Annotated in this window: 15 protein-coding genes; 3 read left to right on the forward strand and 12 right to left on the reverse strand. The window is 37.9% G+C overall.

Annotation, left to right across the window (positions count from 1 at the left end; translation table 11 throughout):
• Positions 1-25: 25 nt before the first annotated feature.
• From ACZ48W_RS01090 to ACZ48W_RS01100, 3 genes are read left to right on the forward strand one after another with little or no spacing between them, the layout of a single operon-like run.
• Positions 26-1,399, forward strand: coding sequence for a TolC family protein (locus tag ACZ48W_RS01090; RefSeq protein WP_464828956.1), 1,374 nt, complete (start codon positions 26-28; stop codon positions 1,397-1,399).
• Positions 1,396-2,658 carry an efflux RND transporter periplasmic adaptor subunit gene (locus tag ACZ48W_RS01095; protein ID WP_464828958.1) on the forward strand — a complete coding sequence of 421 codons (1,263 nt, stop codon included), beginning with the start codon at positions 1,396-1,398 and terminating at the stop codon, positions 2,656-2,658. The genes ACZ48W_RS01090 and ACZ48W_RS01095 overlap by 4 nt, the downstream gene beginning before the upstream one ends.
• Positions 2,655-5,777 (forward strand): efflux RND transporter permease subunit, encoded by a 3,123-nt coding sequence (locus ACZ48W_RS01100; protein ID WP_464828961.1) that lies wholly within the window; start codon positions 2,655-2,657, stop codon positions 5,775-5,777. Before ACZ48W_RS01095 ends, ACZ48W_RS01100 begins: the two co-directional genes overlap by 4 nt.
• On the opposite strand, the gene ACZ48W_RS01105 is transcribed toward ACZ48W_RS01100, so the two are convergent.
• From ACZ48W_RS01105 to ACZ48W_RS01160, 12 genes are all read right to left on the reverse strand, one after another.
• Entirely contained in the window at positions 5,747-6,565 is an 819-nt protein-coding gene (locus ACZ48W_RS01105) for an acyl-CoA dehydratase activase (protein WP_464828963.1), read from the reverse strand. The two genes, ACZ48W_RS01100 and ACZ48W_RS01105, sit on opposite strands and share 31 nt — an antisense overlap.
• A gap of 8 nt (positions 6,566-6,573) precedes the next feature.
• Positions 6,574-7,887, reverse strand: a complete 1,314-nt coding sequence (locus ACZ48W_RS01110) for a double-cubane-cluster-containing anaerobic reductase (protein ID WP_464828965.1) — start codon at positions 7,885-7,887, stop codon at positions 6,574-6,576.
• Positions 7,874-8,851, reverse strand: coding sequence for a 4Fe-4S binding protein (locus ACZ48W_RS01115; RefSeq protein ID WP_464828967.1), 978 nt, complete (start codon positions 8,849-8,851; stop codon positions 7,874-7,876). Before ACZ48W_RS01115 ends, ACZ48W_RS01110 begins: the two co-directional genes overlap by 14 nt.
• A complete protein-coding gene (locus ACZ48W_RS01120) occupies positions 8,838-11,561 on the reverse strand; it encodes a nitrous oxide reductase accessory protein NosL (RefSeq protein WP_464828969.1) in 2,724 nt (907 codons plus the stop codon). The genes ACZ48W_RS01115 and ACZ48W_RS01120 overlap by 14 nt, the downstream gene beginning before the upstream one ends.
• A gap of 15 nt (positions 11,562-11,576) precedes the next feature.
• Complete coding sequence (locus ACZ48W_RS01125; RefSeq protein WP_464828971.1) at positions 11,577-12,245, reverse strand: urease accessory protein UreH domain-containing protein; 669 nt, start codon at positions 12,243-12,245, stop codon at positions 11,577-11,579.
• A 9-nt stretch (positions 12,246-12,254) separates the two neighbouring features.
• A complete protein-coding gene (locus tag ACZ48W_RS01130) occupies positions 12,255-14,378 on the reverse strand; it encodes a TonB-dependent receptor (protein WP_464828973.1) in 2,124 nt (707 codons plus the stop codon).
• A 440-nt stretch (positions 14,379-14,818) separates the two neighbouring features.
• Positions 14,819-14,983 (reverse strand): hypothetical protein, encoded by a 165-nt coding sequence (locus ACZ48W_RS01135; RefSeq protein WP_464828975.1) that lies wholly within the window; start codon positions 14,981-14,983, stop codon positions 14,819-14,821.
• A 24-nt stretch (positions 14,984-15,007) separates the two neighbouring features.
• Positions 15,008-16,111 (reverse strand): multiheme c-type cytochrome, encoded by a 1,104-nt coding sequence (locus ACZ48W_RS01140; protein ID WP_464828977.1) that lies wholly within the window; start codon positions 16,109-16,111, stop codon positions 15,008-15,010.
• Positions 16,112-16,194: 83 nt separating this feature from the next.
• Positions 16,195-17,526: a DEAD/DEAH box helicase gene (locus ACZ48W_RS01145; RefSeq protein ID WP_464828980.1), complete on the reverse strand. Its 1,332-nt coding sequence runs from the start codon at positions 17,524-17,526 to the stop codon at positions 16,195-16,197.
• Positions 17,526-18,578 (reverse strand): CNNM domain-containing protein, encoded by a 1,053-nt coding sequence (locus ACZ48W_RS01150; RefSeq protein ID WP_464828982.1) that lies wholly within the window; start codon positions 18,576-18,578, stop codon positions 17,526-17,528. Before ACZ48W_RS01150 ends, ACZ48W_RS01145 begins: the two co-directional genes overlap by 1 nt.
• Positions 18,579-18,606: 28 nt before the next feature.
• Positions 18,607-19,935 (reverse strand): magnesium transporter, encoded by a 1,329-nt coding sequence (mgtE, locus tag ACZ48W_RS01155; protein ID WP_464828984.1) that lies wholly within the window; start codon positions 19,933-19,935, stop codon positions 18,607-18,609.
• A gap of 121 nt (positions 19,936-20,056) precedes the next feature.
• Positions 20,057-20,245: a YgaP family membrane protein gene (locus ACZ48W_RS01160; protein ID WP_464828986.1), complete on the reverse strand. Its 189-nt coding sequence runs from the start codon at positions 20,243-20,245 to the stop codon at positions 20,057-20,059.
• Positions 20,246-20,380: the final 135 nt, after the last annotated feature.

Genomic DNA, 20,380 nt, shown 5'->3' on the forward strand with positions numbered 1-20,380 from the left:
TAAATTTATACAGAAGGATGAAGAGATGTCAATGCCTTTTTTATTGCCTTTATCACTACTCTTTTCTTTGTTTCTTCTGTCAAGCTGTGCCACATACAAACCTTTAAAAAAAGATGAAATATCCAAAGAGATATCTTTCCAGCTTTCAACTGAAGTGATGCAGTGGTGGAAACACTTTCATGATCCTCACCTTAATCATGCTTTACAAACAGCTCTAGAAGATAATTTAGATCTGCTTACTGCCAAAAGTACTATTAAACAAGCCAAGTATGCCCTTATCAGTTCAAAGGCCTCCCTCTTTCCTAAAGCAGATCTCTCTTTAGGATCATCACATTCTATTGACCATACAGCTAAAGATGTTTTTTATAAAGATGAAAGCTCTTTTTCTCTACAGGCAAGTTATGAACTTGACCTCTGGGACCATATCCATACATTGAGTAATGCAACTCTCCATACCTATAGGGAAAAACAGTTTGATTATCAGACGATCTATATTACTCTAAGTTGTGACTTTGTGACTACCTGGTATACACTTGCTTACCTTGAAGAGAGTAAAACACTTTTAAGAGAGAGACTTAAACTTGCCAAGGATGAAATATCTTTACTTAAAAAACATTACCTTTTTCAAAAAGCAAAACAGGTAGATATACTCTCTCAACAAAGTGAGATAAAACAGATAGAATCTGAACTGATCACATTGGAATATCAAATACACAGTTATAAAAATGTCCTGAATCTTTTTATGGGTAAAAAGTATGAAACCTTTTTACTTAAACCAATTAAGAAGCTACCCAAAAAACTCCCTAAAACAGCTTTAAAAATCCCTGCAAGAGTACTCTTTAAAAGGCCTGATATTCGTGCAGCATATGAAGCACTTAAAACAGAGGATACCCTTAGTGCAGCAGCTGTATCTGCACAATACCCACATTTTTCTATCAATAGCTCTTTTAAAAATACAAAACTTAGTCAACTTTTTGAAGAGTGGTATCTTACCTTAAGCAGTTCTCTTCTTACTCCTATATTTGATGCTGGCAGATTGGAAAATGATGCCAACCTTGCCATAGAAAAACGCAAAGCTTCACTTTTACAGTTCAAAAAGCTTCTTCTTAAAGCTTCAATTGAGGTCAGTGATGCACTTAAAGCACTCCAGACACAGAAACAGCTTCATACGATTATTAAAAAACAACTTAAAATAGATCAGGAAAAAGAGTACGCCTATCATATGAGTTACTTACATGGTACAGAAGACTTTAAACGCTATCTTGATGCAAAATCAGCTTTAAGGGCTACAAAAGAGAGAGAGATTTCTACACGTCTAAAATTGATAGAGGCCTATATAACACTCACAAGAGTCACTGCATCAGGATGGTCAATAATTCAACAAGAGGGGAAAAAGTGAATCTTACAAAAAAGAAAAATATCCCAGGAATGCTGCTCTCTATACTGCTTACATTGCTTATTTTATCTATTGCTCTCTATTTCTCCTATCAGTGGCTGAATGACAGACCCAAAGCATATAAGCACAGAATGGCTGGAGAAATCAAAAATGAAACCACATTAGTAGAAGTTATTTATCTAAAGCCTGTAGATATATCTGCCCATATTAAAAGTTATGGAACCGTTATCCCCTACCGTTCACAGACACTTGCATCTCGCGTCTCATCACAGATCATTACACTTTCAAAAGATCTTATTCCTGGAAGCATCGTTAAAAAAGGTGAACTTCTTGTGACGCTTGATCCTACAGATTATGAACTTATCTTAAAGGAGAAGGAAGCAAGTGTTGCCAATGCTAAACTGACACTGCAAACAGAGCTTGAAAACCAAAAAAGTGCACAATATGACTTTTCCATTTTCAAACAAAATGTAACACCAGAACAAAAAGAGTATCTGTTACGTTACCCACATATAAAAGCTGCTAAAGCAAATCTAAAATCACAGGAAGCATCTTATGAAAAAGCAAAAAGTGACCTAAAAAGATGTAAAATCTATGCTCCGTTCGATGCTGTTGTACTAGATGTGGCAGTTGCTGCTGGCGATACGGTAAGCAGTTCAAAGACTTTGGCGACTTTGGCAAAGACTGAAGCATTCTGGATCAAAGTTGCTCTCTCTCCTGCAAAGCTAAAGGGGATCGATATACCAAACTACAATGCAAAAAACGGTTCAAATGCAACTATTCGTCATGATTTTTGGGATCAGAATACCCTCTCTTTGAACGGAAAGGTTCAAAGTATAGAAAAGGTGCTGGATGAAAAGAGTAAAATGGCATACCTGCTCATTCGTGTTAATGATCCTCTACTGCTTACAACCCATCAGAAACATCAAAAACCACTACTTTTAAATGGCTTTGTATCTATTGACATTGAAGGGAAAAGAATGTGTAATGTCTTAAGGATTCCGCTCAATGTCCTGCATCATAATGATACAGTCTGGATACTGCAGGAAAATCATACACTGCATATACAGAAAGTAACAAAAGTATGGCAGGATGAAAAATATGTTTATCTTCCTGCCAAGACACTTAAAGCCAATGAATCTCTTATTACTACATTCCTTGAGACACCTATAGAGGGAATGCCTTTACGTACACAGAGTAAAATAGACAGAAAACCATCTGCATCATTCAAAAAAAAGTGGCAAAAAAGAGATAAAAAATGAAACCAATGGAACGTTTTGAAGGTGGCCCTATTGCATGGATGGCTGCACATAAGGTCGCAGCAAACCTTCTCATGATTGTTGCACTTATCGGTGGACTTCTCATGATGAACCATCTCCGGCAAGAGGTCTACCCCGATTTTGAACACGATATCGTACGTGTAAGTGTTGCCTACCCCGGAGCCAGCCCAGAAGAGATTGAAAATGGGGTGATCAGGCCTGTAGAGGAGGCAACAAGAGGTATATCAGGGATAAAAAAGATCACATCTCAAGCAACAGAAGGCAGTGGAAGTGTGAATGTAGAAGCACGCAAAGGGTATGACCTTGAACTACTTCAGACCGATCTTCAAAATGCGATCAACCGTATCCGCACCTTTCCTTCAGATATAGAACGTCCGAAAGTGACCCTAAGGAACTATGAGAGACAGACCATGGCTCTGGTACTTTACGGGGATCTTGACAGAGTAGGCCTCTATGCACTTGCCAACAGATTCAAACATCGTTTACTCCAACATAAAGAGATCTCACAAGTCGATCTTTATGGTGTATCTACACTCCAATACAGTATTGAGATCGATCAAGCCATGCTTCAAAAACACCATCTCTCTCTTGAAGATGTTGCACAACGTATCAATACAGACTCTTTGGATCTCCCTGCCGGGAGCATCAAAACATCCAATCAGGAGATACTGGTAAAACTCAATCAAAGAAGAGAGTCTCTTGAATATTTTAAAAAAGTCCCTATTATTACAACCGCCACAGGAAGTATCATCAGGCTTGAAGATATTGCGAAGATACGTAAAAATTTTGAAGATGAAAACTATTTTGCTCTCTTTAACGGAAAACCCGCGCTACGCATTGCCATTCGTAATCCGCAGGAGACATCACCTATCGCCATCTCAAATATCGTTACGCAAGCCATAGAAGCATACAATCAGGAACTCCCTCCCTCTGTGCATTTACAGATCCTCACCAATCAGGCAGAAGTGTTTGAGGAAAGAGTAAAACTGCTTCTAAAAAACAGTGCCATAGGACTCTTGATCGTTCTTGTAGCACTCTCTCTTTTCTTGGAGATACGGCTTGCTTTTTGGATCATGATGGGTATACCTATCTCATTTATGGGAGCGTTCTTTCTTTTCCCTTTTATGGATGTCTCCATCAGTATGGTGTCACTCTTTGCCTTTATCATCGCTTTAGGTATTGTTGTAGATGATGCAATTGTCGTGGGAGAGAATATCTATCACTATAGAGAACGGGGGTACTCTCCCCTTTCTGCTGCAATCAAAGGGACAAAGGAGATGGCTGTTCCTGTTTCTTTTGCTATTTTGACCAATATAGTTGCTTTTATGCCTATCTACTTCATTCCTGGTACCACAGGCAAGATATTTCAAGTGATTCCTGTAGTCGTAATCACTATTTTTATTGTTTCATGGATAGAGTCTCTCTTTATTCTTCCCTCACATCTGGCAAATGTAAAAAAAAGGGTAAAAACCCCTCTTTTACATGGAATACACCAATACCAGCAAAAATTCAGTCGAAGCTTTAGGGCATGGGTACGTTTTAGTTTTGGTCCATTTTTAACCTTTTCACTTAAACATCGCTATGCACTTGTTTTGATATCTCTCTCCCTGTTGATCCTGACGATCAGTTATGCAATGAGTGGGAGAATGGGTATGCAGATCTTTCCACGTACCCCCTCTGACTATGCTCAGGCTATGATCAAGATGCCATTTGGTACACCGGCAGAGGTAACTAAAAGAATGGTTCAAAAAATCGTTGATGCTGCCTATAGTGTAGAAAAGGAAAAAAGGCTGGATACTTATGTTAAAGGCATCTATGCCCGTTTAGGTAGGGAAGGTACACATGAAGGGCTCATACGTATTTATCTTCCTCCTGCATCCATACGTGAAAGACTTCTCTCCAATGCGGATTTTGTAGAAGCATGGCGTAAGAAAACAGGAGAGATTCCCGGGGCAGAACTGTTACGCTTCTCTGCGTATGCAGCAGGGCCCGGTCATGGCTCGGCAATTTCACTTGAAATCAGTCATAATCGATTGGAAGTCCTCAAACAAGCCAGTGCGCTTATTGCCAAGGAGTTGCACAAATATCCAAGACTTTATGATATCACCGATGGATTTGAAGAGGGAAAATCACAAATAAATTTCAAACTCAAACCTACTGCCTATGCGCTTGGATTTGATGCAAAAAGTATTGCCAGAGAAGTAAGGGCAGCATTCTATGGATCAGAATCCCAGCGTATCTTGGTTGAGAATGATGAGATCAAAGTTATGGTCAAATTGCCAAAAGTTCAAAGAGAGTCACTTCAGACACTCTATGAGTTGCGTCTCTTCACCAAAGAGAATAAAGAGGTTTCTCTTCTAGACCTTGTAGAATTGAAATGGGGGCATGCCTATACGGAGATCACAAGAGTCAATAGCAGACGTGTTATACAGGTTGAAGCCAATATCCGACCAAGAAGTAAAGCCTTGGAGATCATGAACGATCTCCAATCCTCTTTTTTACCCAAACTGCAAAAACAGTTTCCTGGTCTTAGCTACAGTTTTGAAGGGGATCAGACAGAGATAAGAGATAGCTTCGGTACACTCAAAACCACCTTTATTATGGCGATATTTGCTATCTATGCACTACTTGCCATACCGTTTAGAAGCTATATGCAACCTCTTATTGTCATGGCCGGTATTCCTTTTGGGATCATTGGGGCACTTATTGGGCATCTCATTATGGGCTATAGTCTGAGTGTGGTCAGTATGTTCGGTATTGTTGCCCTTAGTGGAATTGTTGTCAATGATGCACTGATTCTTGTAGACTTTGCCAATCGATATAAGAGAAGAAAAGATACCCAAACCCTGAAAATTGTACGTGAAGCAGCAATACAGCGTTTTCGTCCTATTCTACTTACTACTATCACTACTTTTGGAGGATTGATCCCTATGATATTCGAGACATCCAAGCAAGCTGTATTTTTGATACCTATGGCGATCTCACTTGGATTTGGAGTACTTTTTGCAACATTTGTCACACTGCTGATTGTACCTGCGCTCTACATGATAGTAGAAGATATAAAAGGTCTTTACTCTTCCAACTCTTTGGAATCACTATAAAGATACCCCTCTTTTGCCAACATAGCTGCTCCAAGTGCAGTAGTGATCTGTGGATATTCAGGAATCGCCAATTCACATCCAAGTTCATCTTCAATGGCAGCGACCAATCCGGAATTGAGTGCAGGCCCTCCATCAAAATAGATCACTTCATTCAATCCTACCTTCTTGGCTAAACGAATAATACGTTTCGCAATAGAGAAATGGATACCTGCAACAATGTCCTCCTTACTATGCTCATTTCCCAACAGACCTATGATCTCCGATTCTGCAAATACTGCACAGGTACTATTGATAGAGAGTGGTGTGCCACTTGCATTAAAATGGCACTCACCAAGCTCCTCTACATCTATTTCCAGTTTTGCAGCAGCCACATCCAAAAACTTTCCTGTACCAGCAGCACAACGGTCATTCATCGCAAAATTCACGACATGTCCATGCTCATCCAACCCTATGGCCTTGGAGTCTTGACCTCCAATGTTAATGATCGTGCGAATGGTACCAAACGATTCACCCGCCTTGACTGCACCAAAGGCATTGGCAGTGATCTCACTGATAGTTTCATCTGCCTCTTTAAAAAGCTTACGCCCATATCCGGTCGAGACGATATAGACAATATCATTCAGGGTAATACCGACATCTTTTACCAGCTGTACAAGACTCTCTTTTGCATATTTGTAGAACATACTGCCACTTCCGGATACCTTTTGTCCAACAATATTGGCATCCTCATCTATAATCACTATTTTAATCGCTGTAGATCCAATATCAATTCCTGCGTAATATGGCATACTCTCTCCTATCCCTCTTTTTTTCTTCTCTGTTTGACTTTTAATGATTCCATAAATGCCTCTATCCGTGTAGAGAGCTGACCACCTTGTCCCGGACTGTAATCTGTCTCCACATAAAGCATAGGAATACCCAGTTCTTCCATCTGCTGCTGAATACTTCTTTGCTCCATCTCATAGACTTGACATCCTGCAAAAGACTGGTAAACAACTCCATCAACATCATATCTCTCTATAAGCTCTTTCAATCTTCTTTTTCTGTCATCATTCTTAGTGAAGATAGGACAAGTACACCCTTTTAAATATCTATCTGCAACAGCATCGACCATATCATACATAAACCACTCATCTACAGAAACCATATCATTAAAAAGCCTATTGGCAGAACAGCTTTCATCTGCTACGATCACACCATCGGCCTGTTCTATCATATACGGTAATTTTAAGTTTGGAAAAACTGGAGGTGAACCTGTATAAAGGATACGCGGTGAACGTTTTCCTGTTGCACTGATCCCCTTTTTTACTTTTGTTTCCGCTTCTCTACAGACTGCCAGTGTCATCTCTGTCCAGCGTTCTATCTCATCAAAAAAGAATGCATTGGTAATTAAAAAAATATCTTTACCCAAAATAGGAACAGACTTTAACTTACGCAGTTCATTGAGACGATGGTAGGCAACTTGTGCCTTTCCCACTTTTCCGATCGCAGATTTAAGTGATCTGCGATTGATCTTTCTTCCAAGGTCTTTGGAGAGGTCTTTTGTAAACTTGCGTACTGTACGTCTCCAATACTCTCTACTCTCCTCACTCTCTTTCACACGGGGGAACTCCATATGATAGACATCATATCCCATCTCTTCTACCATAGAGATCGATTTGGTTTTCTGGTCACACGTGGTGGGATGCACAAGATAATCCAGCTTATCGACTCCGGGTATCTCCTCCTGCCTGAGCATGCCAAGCGTTGCTTTAACAAGAGAACATGATTTTGCAGGCATAAACTCCCCTCCACTCTGTTCATTGGTATGAAAACCGTTACACAAACGTACAGGAACTGCATCCATCGCATAAATGATCTCATAAGGGATCTGTATACAGAGTGTACCTACCATCGGTTTTCCTGAATGTACGTTCTCTCTCTTACAGTAAACTTTTTCAAAAAGTTCATAAAAATAATCCATTGACTTGAGTGGGCTGGAAAAATCATGACGCAAAGCATCCAACATTTTTAAAGCCTCCATCGCCTCATGCCTCTGATGTCTTGCCTTTGGATCCTCTACCTTACGCACTCTTCTAACGGCTTTTTCCGGTTGTTCACTCTGTTTCATCTTCAAATCCCATTCGTTTTACAAATCCACCTTTTGTAGATTTAAAAATAGCCCACTTTACAATATCGACTTGCAAAGCATCCTCCTCGGGACAGGCCGCCACACACTTCAAACAGAAAATACAATCATCACGTAAGATATCCCTACTCTTAACATCATCTGCTATATCCCATATCTGCATATCACAAACCCTGTAACAGTCTCCGCATTTTGTACATTTATCACCATCTTTTTTAAGTTTCAACAGCGCGAACGGACTAAAAATATAGTGCATGGCACTCATAGGACAGAAAAAACAGAAAAAGCGTTTTTTAATAAATGATCCTACAAAGAAGAGTACGGTAAAAGCAATACCGAACGTTGTAAGAAAAATAGCTGTCTTGCTTGAAAAGTCAATACTCCATTGACTAAAATCCCCTACCATCATAGGTGTGATAAGCCTTCCCGGACACATTTTACAGAAACCACCACGCCACTCAGGATCAAGCAGTCCAGCCCCTATGAGCAGCGGAAAAATGATCACAATGACCAGAAAAATATATTTAATCTTTTTGAGGGATTTAAATGATCCTTCACTGTATGTACTGTAGGGGATCCTCAGCCTTTTACGTAGAGCTGTCATCCAGTCCTGCATAGTACCCAAAGGGCAGGCATAGCCACACCATGCTTTGTTAAAAACAATAAACCATAAGATAAAAACACCAAAGGCACTCAATACTCCTAAACTTGCACTGCTAAAAAGTCTATCCCAAGGGCGTGCCAATTGGTGTTGCAAGGACATAAAGTAACATACACCCCCTGCTTCTCGATCATATCCACATGAAAAAACAGGGATCTCCCGTCCAAAGTCAATAGCTATATAGCCCCCATAAACAAAAAGGATAAAGAAAAAAAGCTGTATCCAAAAACGAAACTTACGAATATCTGCCTTTTGTATTTTTTGAAAAACTCTATTCATCATCATTGATCACCACCTCTTTAAAGGGTTTATATACACGATAACGATAGAGGAAAACACCTCCTCCAAAAATGATCAGCAACAACAGTGTTACCAGCATACCGTAAGCATAAGACTGATACTCAGATCTGGAAGGTCTGAACTCATCTTGCATTGTCACAGTATAGACTTTTCCTCCAACCTCTTTATAGCGTACTGTAACCGTATATTTTTCCCGAAAGCGCTTATTATATTTATCCCAATCCGGATAATAATCTTTTATCAGTCTGAAGCTTACTAAGCCATTTTTATCTGTTTTAGCATGTTTTTGCCATCCAAACTGTGTATTTAAAATAACCTGTGCATCTTTAAGAGGTTTTTGATCCTTGAGCACTTTGAATTGAAGCTTTTCTCCTGTAGTTGGTCTTGAATAGAAGGTTTCATCTTTGCTACGTATTCTCAATATATCAAAAGGTACTTCTGCTATTGTTTTGGCACGCATCATCTCTTTGTCATATTTCTCATCACTGCTATGATCAAAGCGTTTAAACTCATATTTGGATACATTGACACTCTGTTCATCCTCCGCTATATAGTAGACCTTATAGTATCCGCTTTTGGGCATCTCAAAACTAACAGCACTGCAACCCCCTCTGCTCTTTACTTTAGGAACAGAAACTTCATTCGTTACATCGGTGAGATAGAATCTTCCTTGTGTATTCTCTACACATAATGGATGTGTTACACTACCGGTCACCAGCCACACTTTTCTACTTGGTACACGATTTGGGTCTCTTCTGTGCATCATCCCTCCCATACCGCTATGCCCCACATGTCCTTTTTTTACCGAAGGTTTTTTATTGGTAAAATAGATAGGTATGCCACCATGAACCGTCCTTGAAATTTTCATACCCATGAAATCTTTCATGGCTACATTGAGTGCTTCAGAAAAACCGACAACCTCTCCATGAAATACTTTTGCAAACGCTTGTGCATCTTTTTCTTGTGCAAAAGCATATTTACTCACTTTGCTCATGGTTGCATTTTTTGTACTGCCGACAACATAAAAGGCTTTTTTGGCATCAATAAATTCTAATGTGTTTGTATCAACCACCTGAATCTGTTTGAGTTTCATCTTCTTTATATTCTTCTCTTCTGCCAGACAGTGGATAGAACAGTATTGTCTCTCTCTCCCGTGAAACAGTGCTGCATGATTTGTCTTATAAAACATAGGGAGTTTCATACCGCAAACAACACAGGAAGAAGCATTTTTTCCTTTTTGCAACAAGATCGCTTTGTCTGGTTTGACACTTTGAAAAAGTGTGCCACTACGCATACTGTGTCCAGCATGGGAACGCTCTGCACGTCCATAGGTATCAAGTATATAACTTCTGTAGCTATTGACACCTATAAAAAAGAATATCAACAATCCTGCAAACGGATACGCAAACAACTTTCTTATTTTTGTAGCTTTGATATGTGCCATACGGCGATAGAGTATATAAAAAGCCCAAACCACAGCGACCCATCGGAAAATATGAAATACTTCCAACCACTTATCTCCACGTTTTGCCAAAGGATCCACATCAATATCCATACCGAACCCCCATGCAAATCCCTCTACGATACGTGCAGAATTTGAAGTAAAGAAGAACTCCCAGGCATGTGCCATGGATCCTAAAATAAACAGTGGAGCAAAAGCATACCCCAGTGTATAAAATACTGTACTGTAGTCCTTTTTTAAGATCTTTGATGCGATGAACATACCTATGGTCGCTGCCAATACACTAAATAAAACTGCATAGAGAAAAGCAAAAAGACCTACAGCATTCATAGAACCAAAATCAATAAAAGTCTGAAAAAATGCTGCTGTTTTTGTCCAGATCATCTCATCTGCAACCTTACTTCTTCCAAGTCCATGGCTAAATGCCATAGAGATAGGGATCGCTGCCAATATTAAAATATAGACCCACACCTCTGCTTTAACTGTTTTGAACTTTTGATAGATAGTATGTCCCGGCTTAACAAATTTGAAGTGTACTGCTTCACAGGAGTCTGTACACTCCATACAGAGCGTACAGTCATCCATTGAGTGCTTCTTTTCAAAATTAAATGGGCTTAGACCGTAAGGACAGCTTTTAGCACACTCAAAACTTTTACAGCTGCTACAGGCTGAACCGTATGTACCAAATGAAGTAAAAGAGAGTTTTCCAAAACCTCTTAATGCTGTACCTATTGGACAAATATATTTACAATAACTCATATCTTTATAGAGAAAATAGAGTATAAAAGCAAGCAGTGTCATAACAGTAAAGAGCATCGCCGTACCAAATGGTGTACGGTAGATTCCCGGGAACATATAATAGATACTCCACCAGCCAATGACAAGCAGCATTACCCCTATAAATCGATTCTGCATCCATTTTGGCATCTTCTTTTTCAATCCGATATTTGTAATATATCTACCTAAAAATCCATGAGGGCAGATACCGCAAAATATACGACCGAATGTCGGAAGTGTAGTAACAATAAAAAAGGGCCAAAAGAGCCCCCAAAACAGTGCCGTTGTAAAAATATTATCTTTAGAACTATCATAAAATCCCATAAAGACAGCATAGAAGAACAATACTGTAACCGCTATCCTAAGAAAAAAAATAAAACGCTTATTTTTAAAGATAAATCTAAAAAAACTATTTTTAAAAAGATCTCTGTCCTCTCTCTTTATAAAGTTAACCATATAACCATCCTTTATTTATAGTTTTAATCTACCTGATATCACCATGATCCCTGCGAATAACAATAAAAATGAAGCTATCAGTTCTATCCATCTTTTTTGACGATTGAATTGTATAAGAAGCCCTTTTGCAATAGTGGCAAAAATAAAGCCATATAATATTAAAGAAACCAAAACTGTCCCCAGTCCAAACATAAGGCCATACAGTGATGCCCTTAATATCGATGAACTTGCAGCACTTACTGCAACCAGTGAAAGTAAAGGTGCACAAAGACTTAAAGATAGCATTGCTCCCATAACAAAATAGCTGCTTGTACTCAACCTGTCTCTTCTTTTAGTATAATACTTTACTCCACACTTATGAACAGTTGCAGGGAAAAACTGTTGATAGATAAGATAGACTGCACTAAAAACCATTATTAAACCCATCAGAGGCTGTGTTATCTCAGGATTATTCAATACCTCTTTAACAGAAAAAGAAGCTACAGATGCCAAAATAGAAATCAATGTATAGGAGAATATTCTACCCATACTAAAAATACCCACTACACGCATTGATCTACTCAATGTAGAGGAGTTTCTGATCAGCAGAGGCATCAACATTGGTGCACATGAGAACATACATGCGGTCGACCCATATGCAATTCCCATGAGAAAAATACTTATATATGTCGCATTCTCCAACATTTAAAAAACTTAAAACTTATACTTAAGGCCCATATAGAATACTCTGCCAGGATCTACCGTGATACTTGCATCTTCTGCATCTAGTATATCATCATCATTTCTGTCACTGAAAAGGTAAACCGTTCTATAGTATTGTCTGTCCAATACATTATCTACTTGTGCAAACAACTCCAAATTTTTTGTAGGATTATAAGTAGCTTTAAAATTAACTTTCCCATATCCCGGCATCTCAACTAAATTAGTCTCATCTGCATAATAACTTGACTGTGCATAAAATTCAGTCATAAACTTCCATTGCTCCGTTGGTTTATAATTTACGATAAGATCTAATTTATTATGTGGTACCCTTGGAAGTTTATTATCTGTTATGTCATATGTTTCATCATGAGTATCCAAAACAACAATAAATGGATCATGCGATTTATAATATGCATCTAAATAAGTATAAGAGAGGTTAAATGAAAATTGTTTATTTGTATCACTTTTTAAAGTGAGTTCAAAACCTTGGTTTCTAGAATCTCCTACATTATCATAATATTCACTATCCCAATTATAAGTACCATCTGCTTTAGAAATAATATCTTTTGTATCTGTGATAAATGCACTTGCTTCATAAAAAATATTATTTGAAAATTTCCCTCTAAGACCAACTTCATAGTTAACAGAAGTTTGTATATCAAGATCCGGATTATCATCTAATTGGGATACACTCGGATTTCTAAATCCTGTTGAAATATTTGCAAAAAGTGTTTTATTTTCTGATAAAGTATACGTAGTACCTATTCTATAAGTAATATTTGTAAAACTTTCACTATCACTTGTTACTGTATCACTCCAATCTGTACCATTATAATCATGTTCATACTCTGTTACTTCATATTTATTATAATCATATCTAATATTAAATATAGCAGTCAATTTATCTGTTACTTCATATTTTCCCTCTGCATAGACAGCATATTTATCCTCAATTGACTCTTCTAAAGTATTTTCACCTACATATCTTATAACATAGGAATGGGTTCTCCAATCATAAGATGAATATTCTGTTGTTGTTTCATCATACTCAGAATAGTCTCTTTTCCCAATATCCATTCCTAACATATATGCCAATCTTCCCATACTCTTTCTGTACTCTGTTTTTATACCGTACTGCTCTATATCATCATCACTTGTTCTTGTATAAGCATCATCATCACCATCACCATCCGTATCTTGAGGAGAGGAGATATAGTTGTATAAATCCTTGTAATAGTAAGTATTTACTTTTAAGCTTCCTCCATTATCAAATTCTTTATTATATGTTATAAAATATTTATAAATTTCAGAATTATAATCTTTACTCCAAGCCCAATCACCATCATCAGCACCAGTCGGATTTGATTCTGCCTCAGTTACACCTGTTACACTGCCTCTTGTTGTCTCTTGATATTTTTCTGTCAAATCTGTACTAAAGGTTATATCGCTTGTATCATCTATATAATATGTAACTTTTCCACTTGCTGTTTTTGTATCATTTTCTGTCTGATCCCAATACCCATCTTCATATTGATAACCGGCAAACAGGTCATACGAATATTTATCCGTATTTTGGAAAAATTTTGCTTTATAATTTTGATAATCATAACTGCCACCTTCAACACTTATCTCACCACCATTTTTAAGTTTATTTTTTTTGGTTGTAATAACAATAGCCCCGGCAGTTGCATTACTACCATAAAGATAACTTGCACTTCCTTTAATTACTTTAATAGATGCTATTTCATTAATATTGATTCCCCTTACCTTTCCTCCTACTTGAAGTACGGGCACCCCATCAATGATAACTGCCACCCCTGTATCTTCTCCCATAAATTCTTGCTGATTAATTCCTCTTATATGTATCTCAACCACATCACTTCTTACATCAGCTGTAATACCTGGAACTGTCTGTAAAAGTTCATTAATATTTTTTGGGTTAATCTCTTCAATCATCTTTTCATCTATTACATTTACAGTAGAAGCTTCTGTTTTTGCATCTGCTGCAATTCCTTCAATCGTAGATGACTCTACAAGTATTGTTTCCAATTCTACTTCCTCTGCTATAGCAAGGGAGCAAAGAAGTACTGCACCCAATAAAATTTTATTTCCCATTTTCAGTCCTTGTTATTAATTTGGCATAAATTTTACTGGAGTAGTGTTAAATAACTGTTAAGATTAATTTATTATATAAATTCGTTTAGATTTACTGCTAACTTTCTGTGATGCATCAGATTAAAAATTTACACAAAATATGTTATCTCTAAAAATTAAAAAAAGTTTATGAAAGATTTAAAACTTGTGTTTCAATAAAGAAATCCCAAAAGGGGATGGAGAAGGAAGACTTGGTAAAGTGAAAAAAAGCGGGATATTATTATCAGAATACAGTCTTAGAGAAGTAAGTGGGGAAATCTCTCTATTTTTTTTCAAAAATCAAGAAGACATCATAAAAAAGATCTATATGAGCAATTACTATTGTCTGTACATTGCTAATACAGAAGCACCTTTTATGTTAGCAAATTATGGCTGACACAGAAGTTTAAACACTCTCTTAATTATTTTTCTTTTTTGGGAAGGAATTTACCACAGCCTTTATCTGGTGTTCCACCAAAACTTTTTACTTCTCTTGCCGTGCCGTTTTCATAGATCACTGTTCTTTGACAATTTGGTGCTTCTACACAACTTTCGTTACTACATCCTACATCTTCAGGTACTGCCATTTTATTTCCTTTTTATTATTTTAATTATTTTTTGATCTCAAAACTTTTTGTTTTAAAGAGATGAAATCTGGTTGCTGCTTCACTCTTTTCCAAGCCCAACCCTTTTAGCATTTTGGGATTGACCAGATAATATCCGATCGCCACTTCAACTTTATCACCTTTTTGTAACGTATGGTTGTAGCTTAGAACTCTTTTTTCATTGCCTTTTACTGATGTATCCTTTACTACCTCTTTTGCAAGCCAGGGAGGTGTCGGTTTGCCATTTGCACCAATGACTCTTGCAAAATTCCTATTTGGCAGTTCAATTGTTTTCCCCTCTCTTGTTATCCTGGTTCTTACCTGCATTACACGCATAGGATGCAAGGATAAAGCATGAGAACTTTTATTGTTAATGATCACATCAAATGTCTTGGCTTTCTCTTTGAGTTCAATATCCACATACTGACCAAGCATATCCTGATGAGAATGTGTCCCCGGGAATCCGTGGAATGTATGCTCTTTTGTCTCATGAAGTGTAGAGATACTTCCTTTTACCTTTGGCATATGGCAGCTTACACAGTTGGCTTTTTCCAGCTCATTGTTTATATTGGTCGAACAAACATTCATATCAAATTTGTTTTTCTTATGTGAATGACAACCTATACAGACATTACCATTGTTAAAATGGGCACTGTTTGTTTTGATCTTATGAAAAGGAGACTCGATATGCTCTTTTAATGAACCGAAATAAGATTTTTCCTCTTTCGAGATCACATTGATATTCATCATTCTGTCGTGTTTTATAGATTCTATCCTGTGACAATAAGCACAGGATACTCCCTCCCTCTGTGTACTGTTATCCGCATCAGGAACTACGCCATTGCCGGCCTGGACCAAGGCATCAATATTTGAAGCAGCCGGGGTATGGCACTTGGCACATGCATAAGACTCAAGTTTTGTATTTTTAGGATGTTTCTTCCAGACAGCAGCATGGATCTCATCATCAAAAATAGATGCTTTAGCATGTTGTGTTGACGTAAATTCTTTATAGATGGAAGGATGACATTCTTTACAGGTCTCACTGGGTTCGAATACAGGATTCGCATATACTGCATATGTCAATAAAAAAAGTGTAAGAACCTGTTTCATGATAGCTCCATAGATCATTATTTTAATAATCCTGAATTATACTGGTATAACTTAAATCTATTGTTAAATGAGTACTTTTACTGCTAACGTCTGCCTCTTCCCTTTTTATTTTTCTTCTCATCTTTCGGTTTTGCTGCATCAAATGCTTTAAAACCGTCACGCTTTGTAGTTTTACGTTTCTTTTTTGTAGGGGCACCGCTGCTCTTTTTCTTTTTGCCAAAAGCACCATGGGTCTTTTTTTTATGGTCCGTTGTTTTTCTCGCACCTCTTTGTTTGACTGTTACTTTGGGAGCATAACCTTCAAGTTCCTCCTGAGGAATAGCCTTGCCAAGCAGACGTTCCACATCCTTCAATGCTGCCGTTTCAGAAGGTGAGATAAGTGTGATAGCCAAACCTTTGGCTCCTGCCCGGCCGGTTCGGCCTATGCGATGGATATAATCTCCTGTCACATGAGGGATATCATAATTTATTACCACTTCCAATGCAGGTATATCCAAACCGCGTGCTGCAATGTCTGTAGCAACAAGTACACGTACTTTCCCTTCTCTAAAACCTTCCAGAGCACGACTGCGTTCACCGGAACTCCTGTCACCGTGTATCACAGAGGTTTTAAGTCCGGAGAGATTGAGTTCTTTGGCTACTTCATCGGCAAGTTCCTTTTTACGGATAAAAACAAGTACCTGTTTATAATTGCGTGAGCCTATAAGATAGGAAAGCAATTCACTTTTCTTCTCTTTTTCAACAGGATAGACAACCTGTTCTACGGAATGTGCAGAAGTTCCCATACTATCCACTTCTATGAGTTTCGGTCTATGAAGTATCTGTTCTGCCAATCGTTTTACAGAACCGGAAAGTGTTGCTGAAATAAATATATTTTGTCGTCTCTGTGGCAAATGCTGGAGTATTTTGCTTACTTCATGTACAAAACCCATATCCAAAATAGTATCGGCTTCATCCAGAACCAGGTAGTCTACACTTTCAAGGTTAACGTTCTTTTGTCCTATATGCTCCAAAAGCCGCCCACTGGTAGCTACGATGATATCTACACCTGCTTTGAGTCTGTTGGCCTGTGCTGTAAGATTCGAACCGCCATACAGTACCATACTTTTTAAAGGCAGATATTTGCCATATGTTTCAATGCTCTCATGTACCTGTTTCGCCAATTCACGCGTCGGTACCAAAATAACTGCTTTGGGATAATGTTGTCCATCTTTGAATCTTTTGGTTAATTCCTGAAGTATAGGTAAAGAGAATCCTGCTGTCTTCCCTGTACCCGTCTGTGCCCCTGCCATGATATCACGATGGGTGAACATCGCAGGGATAAGTACCTTTTGTATGGGTGTAGCACTTTCATACCCTTTCTCTTTAAGGGCCTTTAATATTTCCGGAGAAAGTCCTAATGTTTCTAATGACATCAATCTAGTGTAAACTCAGTATTTTCAAGTCTTCGCTTAAGACGCATCTTACGTTTTGCCACTTCACGCATATCTGCATCACTGTCACTCTCATCTACTATTTCAACCCCCAAAATGGTCTCTACACAATCTTCGAGAGTAACAATACCTTCAGTCTGGTCATAGGAGTCAAGTACCAGGAACATATGCTCTTTTTTCTTGATGAACAGATCGAGTGCCATGGAAACAGGGATATTCTCGTTGATCTTGAAAATATTTTTTTCTATACTTTTAAGCATGACACTGTCATCTTCAAGTGCTTGTTTAAATATCTTCTTCGTCATGACTATACCTGTAATATTTTCAAGATTCCCATCAAAGACAGGTACTCTTGAAAATTTGAAGATCGCCGGTTCATTCTCGACAATATCCTTAATGGTACGGTTACCGTCCAAAGCAAATACAACAGTCCGGGGAGTAAGGATCTCATGAATTTTTATCTTATCCAGGAGCAGGATATTTTCAATAACATCAGATTCCTGCTCATCAAGCACTCCCTCACCTTCACTCATAAGTGTACTCTCTATCAGTTCTTCTTTTGTAAGGCTCATCCCTTCATCATCTTTCTTGATACGGTTCGTCAAGAACAAGGTCATAAGTATTATGGGATAGGTGATCCATATAAAGAACTGTATGAAATACGCTGCAACAGGCGCCAGAGATTTCCAATAGACCGCCCCGATAGTCTTGGGAATGATCTCTGAAAGAAACAAAATAGCGAAAGTCAGAATAATAGAAACATAAAAAACAGCACCTGTACCATAAATACTTTCAGCCTGTGCTCCGACTGCAGCTGCACCAAGTGTATTTGCAATAGTATTTAAAATAAGTATTGAAGCAATAGATTTATGGATGTTGGTTTTATGTGCTTTAAGAAGTCTTCCTACATTTGGCCGGTCCTTTTCCAATACTGAAATATAAGGCATATTGACAGAAAGCAACACAGACTCCAATACAGAACAGATAAATGAGATTATCACTGCAGCTAAAAAATATAAAATTAACAAGTCCATTTAAATAAAAAAATCCTTATAATGAAATTTACAATAAAATAACGGTCGCCAGACCTAAAAAACTAAAGAAACCTACTACGTCTGTGATCGTTGTAAGTATCACTGTGCTTCCGATAGCCGGATCAATATCCAACTTTTTGAGCAGCAAAGGGATCATGGAACCAAAAAATCCTGCACTCAGCAGATTAATGATCATGGAAAGTGCTATCACCACACCCAACATCCCTTTATCAAACCACATAGAAGCTATAATGCCTATGATTATAGCAAAAATAAATCCATTTGCAAGAGAAAGGATCACCTCTTTTTTAATGGTCCTGAAGGCATCATGTTTTGCGATGTCACCCAGTGCAAGCTGACGTACAACGACCGTAAGACTCTGTGTCCCTGCATTTCCGCCCATTGATGCGACAATAGGCATCAATACCGCTAAAGCTACATAACTCTGCAGGGTACTTTCAAATATACCTATGACCAATGACGCAGCAATAGCCGTAATAAGGTTAATACCTAACCAAACTGCTCTTGACTTTCCCGCTTTTAGAAGATCATAATCTTCTTCAGCAGCATCATTTACCCCGGCCAGGTTATATATTTGGTCCGTTGCATGTTCATTCATAATATCATAAATATCATCTGAAGTGATACGACCGAGTAATACGCCGTCGTCATTGACAATAGGCATTGAACTTAAGTCATACTCCTGGAATTTTTGGACAACATCACGAATATCATCATGGTCATGTCCGACAACAGGTTTATATTTTTCAGGATTTTCTTCAATATTCTCCTGCAGTGTTTTATCAAAATCAAACACAAGAAGATTATCCAGACCTATACCGTAGCGTAAAATATTATTTTCATCTGTTACAAAAAGATAATTGACGTTCTCCAGTTCATCTTTTCTTCTGAGTTCTGCAAACTCTTTGATGACATCATGTACAGTATGATGCAGATTGGCAGTATAGACTTCAACCTGCATATATGCCCCGGCTTCGTCTTCATTATACTGTTTGAGCTGTATAATATCTGCCTGGTCATCTTTATGCAGCTGGTTAAATACCGCCTTTGCGATATTATGGTCAACTTCTTCAAGTTCCTGGATAAAGTCTGTCTGGTCATCAGATTCAAGTTCTGCAACAGATTCCGCAAGTTCCTGAGGCGTAAAGGATTCAACAACATCTTCAAAATATCTGTCCGGAAGCTCAAGTGCTACATCTGCAATAAGTTCTTTAGGAATAGACTGTACAGCTTCGTTAAAACTTTTCTCATCCAGATCTTTAAGAAGCTTGGCTATCTCGGAGGGATGCAGTTCATCATGTGGATGTGCATTTAAATATTCTGTAAGTTTGTCCATACTGTTCCCCCCTCTTATGATATTAATTGATTTATGGCATTATACTTGAATTTATTGAATAAAGGTATACGAAAAAAAGTTTAAGGAAAATCAAGGGGGGATACTCCCCGCTTAATGTAGATTATTTAACCGGCACATCACATTTTTTAGTGATAATGCAAAGCGGACAGAAATTTGAAAGTCCTGCAACAAGCGGGATAACACCTAAATAGAACCATGCATTACCTGAGTAGATACCATAACCGATAAGTGCTGAACCAAGAGCTATTCTAAAAGTACGACAAAATTTTCTTATTTTATTTATATCCATAATGTTTCCTTTGAAATATTTTTGACACTATACAATAGATAGCTTATAAAATAATTAAGGGTATCTCAAAATAGAAGATACTCATAAAGTCTCTTAGTGACAGTGCAGAAGATTTCCCTCAAAAGAGAGAAATAG

The organism is Sulfurovum aggregans (assembly GCF_055385215.1).

Excerpts from the sequence above, each read along its gene's own strand:
- ACZ48W_RS01090 (WP_464828956.1), top strand. The coding sequence starts at position 26 with ATGTCAATGCCTTTTTTATTGCCTTTATCACTACTCTTTTCTTTGTTT.
- ACZ48W_RS01100 (WP_464828961.1), top strand. The coding sequence starts at position 2,655 with ATGAAACCAATGGAACGTTTTGAAGGTGGCCCTATTGCATGGATGGCT.
- ACZ48W_RS01105 (WP_464828963.1), bottom strand. The coding sequence starts at position 6,565 with ATGCCATATTACGCAGGAATTGATATTGGATCTACAGCGATTAAAATA.
- ACZ48W_RS01110 (WP_464828965.1), bottom strand. The coding sequence starts at position 7,887 with ATGAAACAGAGTGAACAACCGGAAAAAGCCGTTAGAAGAGTGCGTAAG.
- ACZ48W_RS01115 (WP_464828967.1), bottom strand. The coding sequence starts at position 8,851 with ATGATGATGAATAGAGTTTTTCAAAAAATACAAAAGGCAGATATTCGT.
- ACZ48W_RS01120 (WP_464828969.1), bottom strand. The coding sequence starts at position 11,561 with ATGGTTAACTTTATAAAGAGAGAGGACAGAGATCTTTTTAAAAATAGT.
- ACZ48W_RS01125 (WP_464828971.1), bottom strand. The coding sequence starts at position 12,245 with ATGTTGGAGAATGCGACATATATAAGTATTTTTCTCATGGGAATTGCA.
- ACZ48W_RS01130 (WP_464828973.1), bottom strand. The coding sequence starts at position 14,378 with ATGGGAAATAAAATTTTATTGGGTGCAGTACTTCTTTGCTCCCTTGCT.
- ACZ48W_RS01135 (WP_464828975.1), bottom strand. The coding sequence starts at position 14,983 with ATGGCAGTACCTGAAGATGTAGGATGTAGTAACGAAAGTTGTGTAGAA.
- ACZ48W_RS01140 (WP_464828977.1), bottom strand. The coding sequence starts at position 16,111 with ATGAAACAGGTTCTTACACTTTTTTTATTGACATATGCAGTATATGCG.
- ACZ48W_RS01145 (WP_464828980.1), bottom strand. The coding sequence starts at position 17,526 with ATGTCATTAGAAACATTAGGACTTTCTCCGGAAATATTAAAGGCCCTT.
- ACZ48W_RS01150 (WP_464828982.1), bottom strand. The coding sequence starts at position 18,578 with ATGGACTTGTTAATTTTATATTTTTTAGCTGCAGTGATAATCTCATTT.
- mgtE (WP_464828984.1), bottom strand. The coding sequence starts at position 19,935 with ATGGACAAACTTACAGAATATTTAAATGCACATCCACATGATGAACTG.
- ACZ48W_RS01160 (WP_464828986.1), bottom strand. The coding sequence starts at position 20,245 with ATGGATATAAATAAAATAAGAAAATTTTGTCGTACTTTTAGAATAGCT.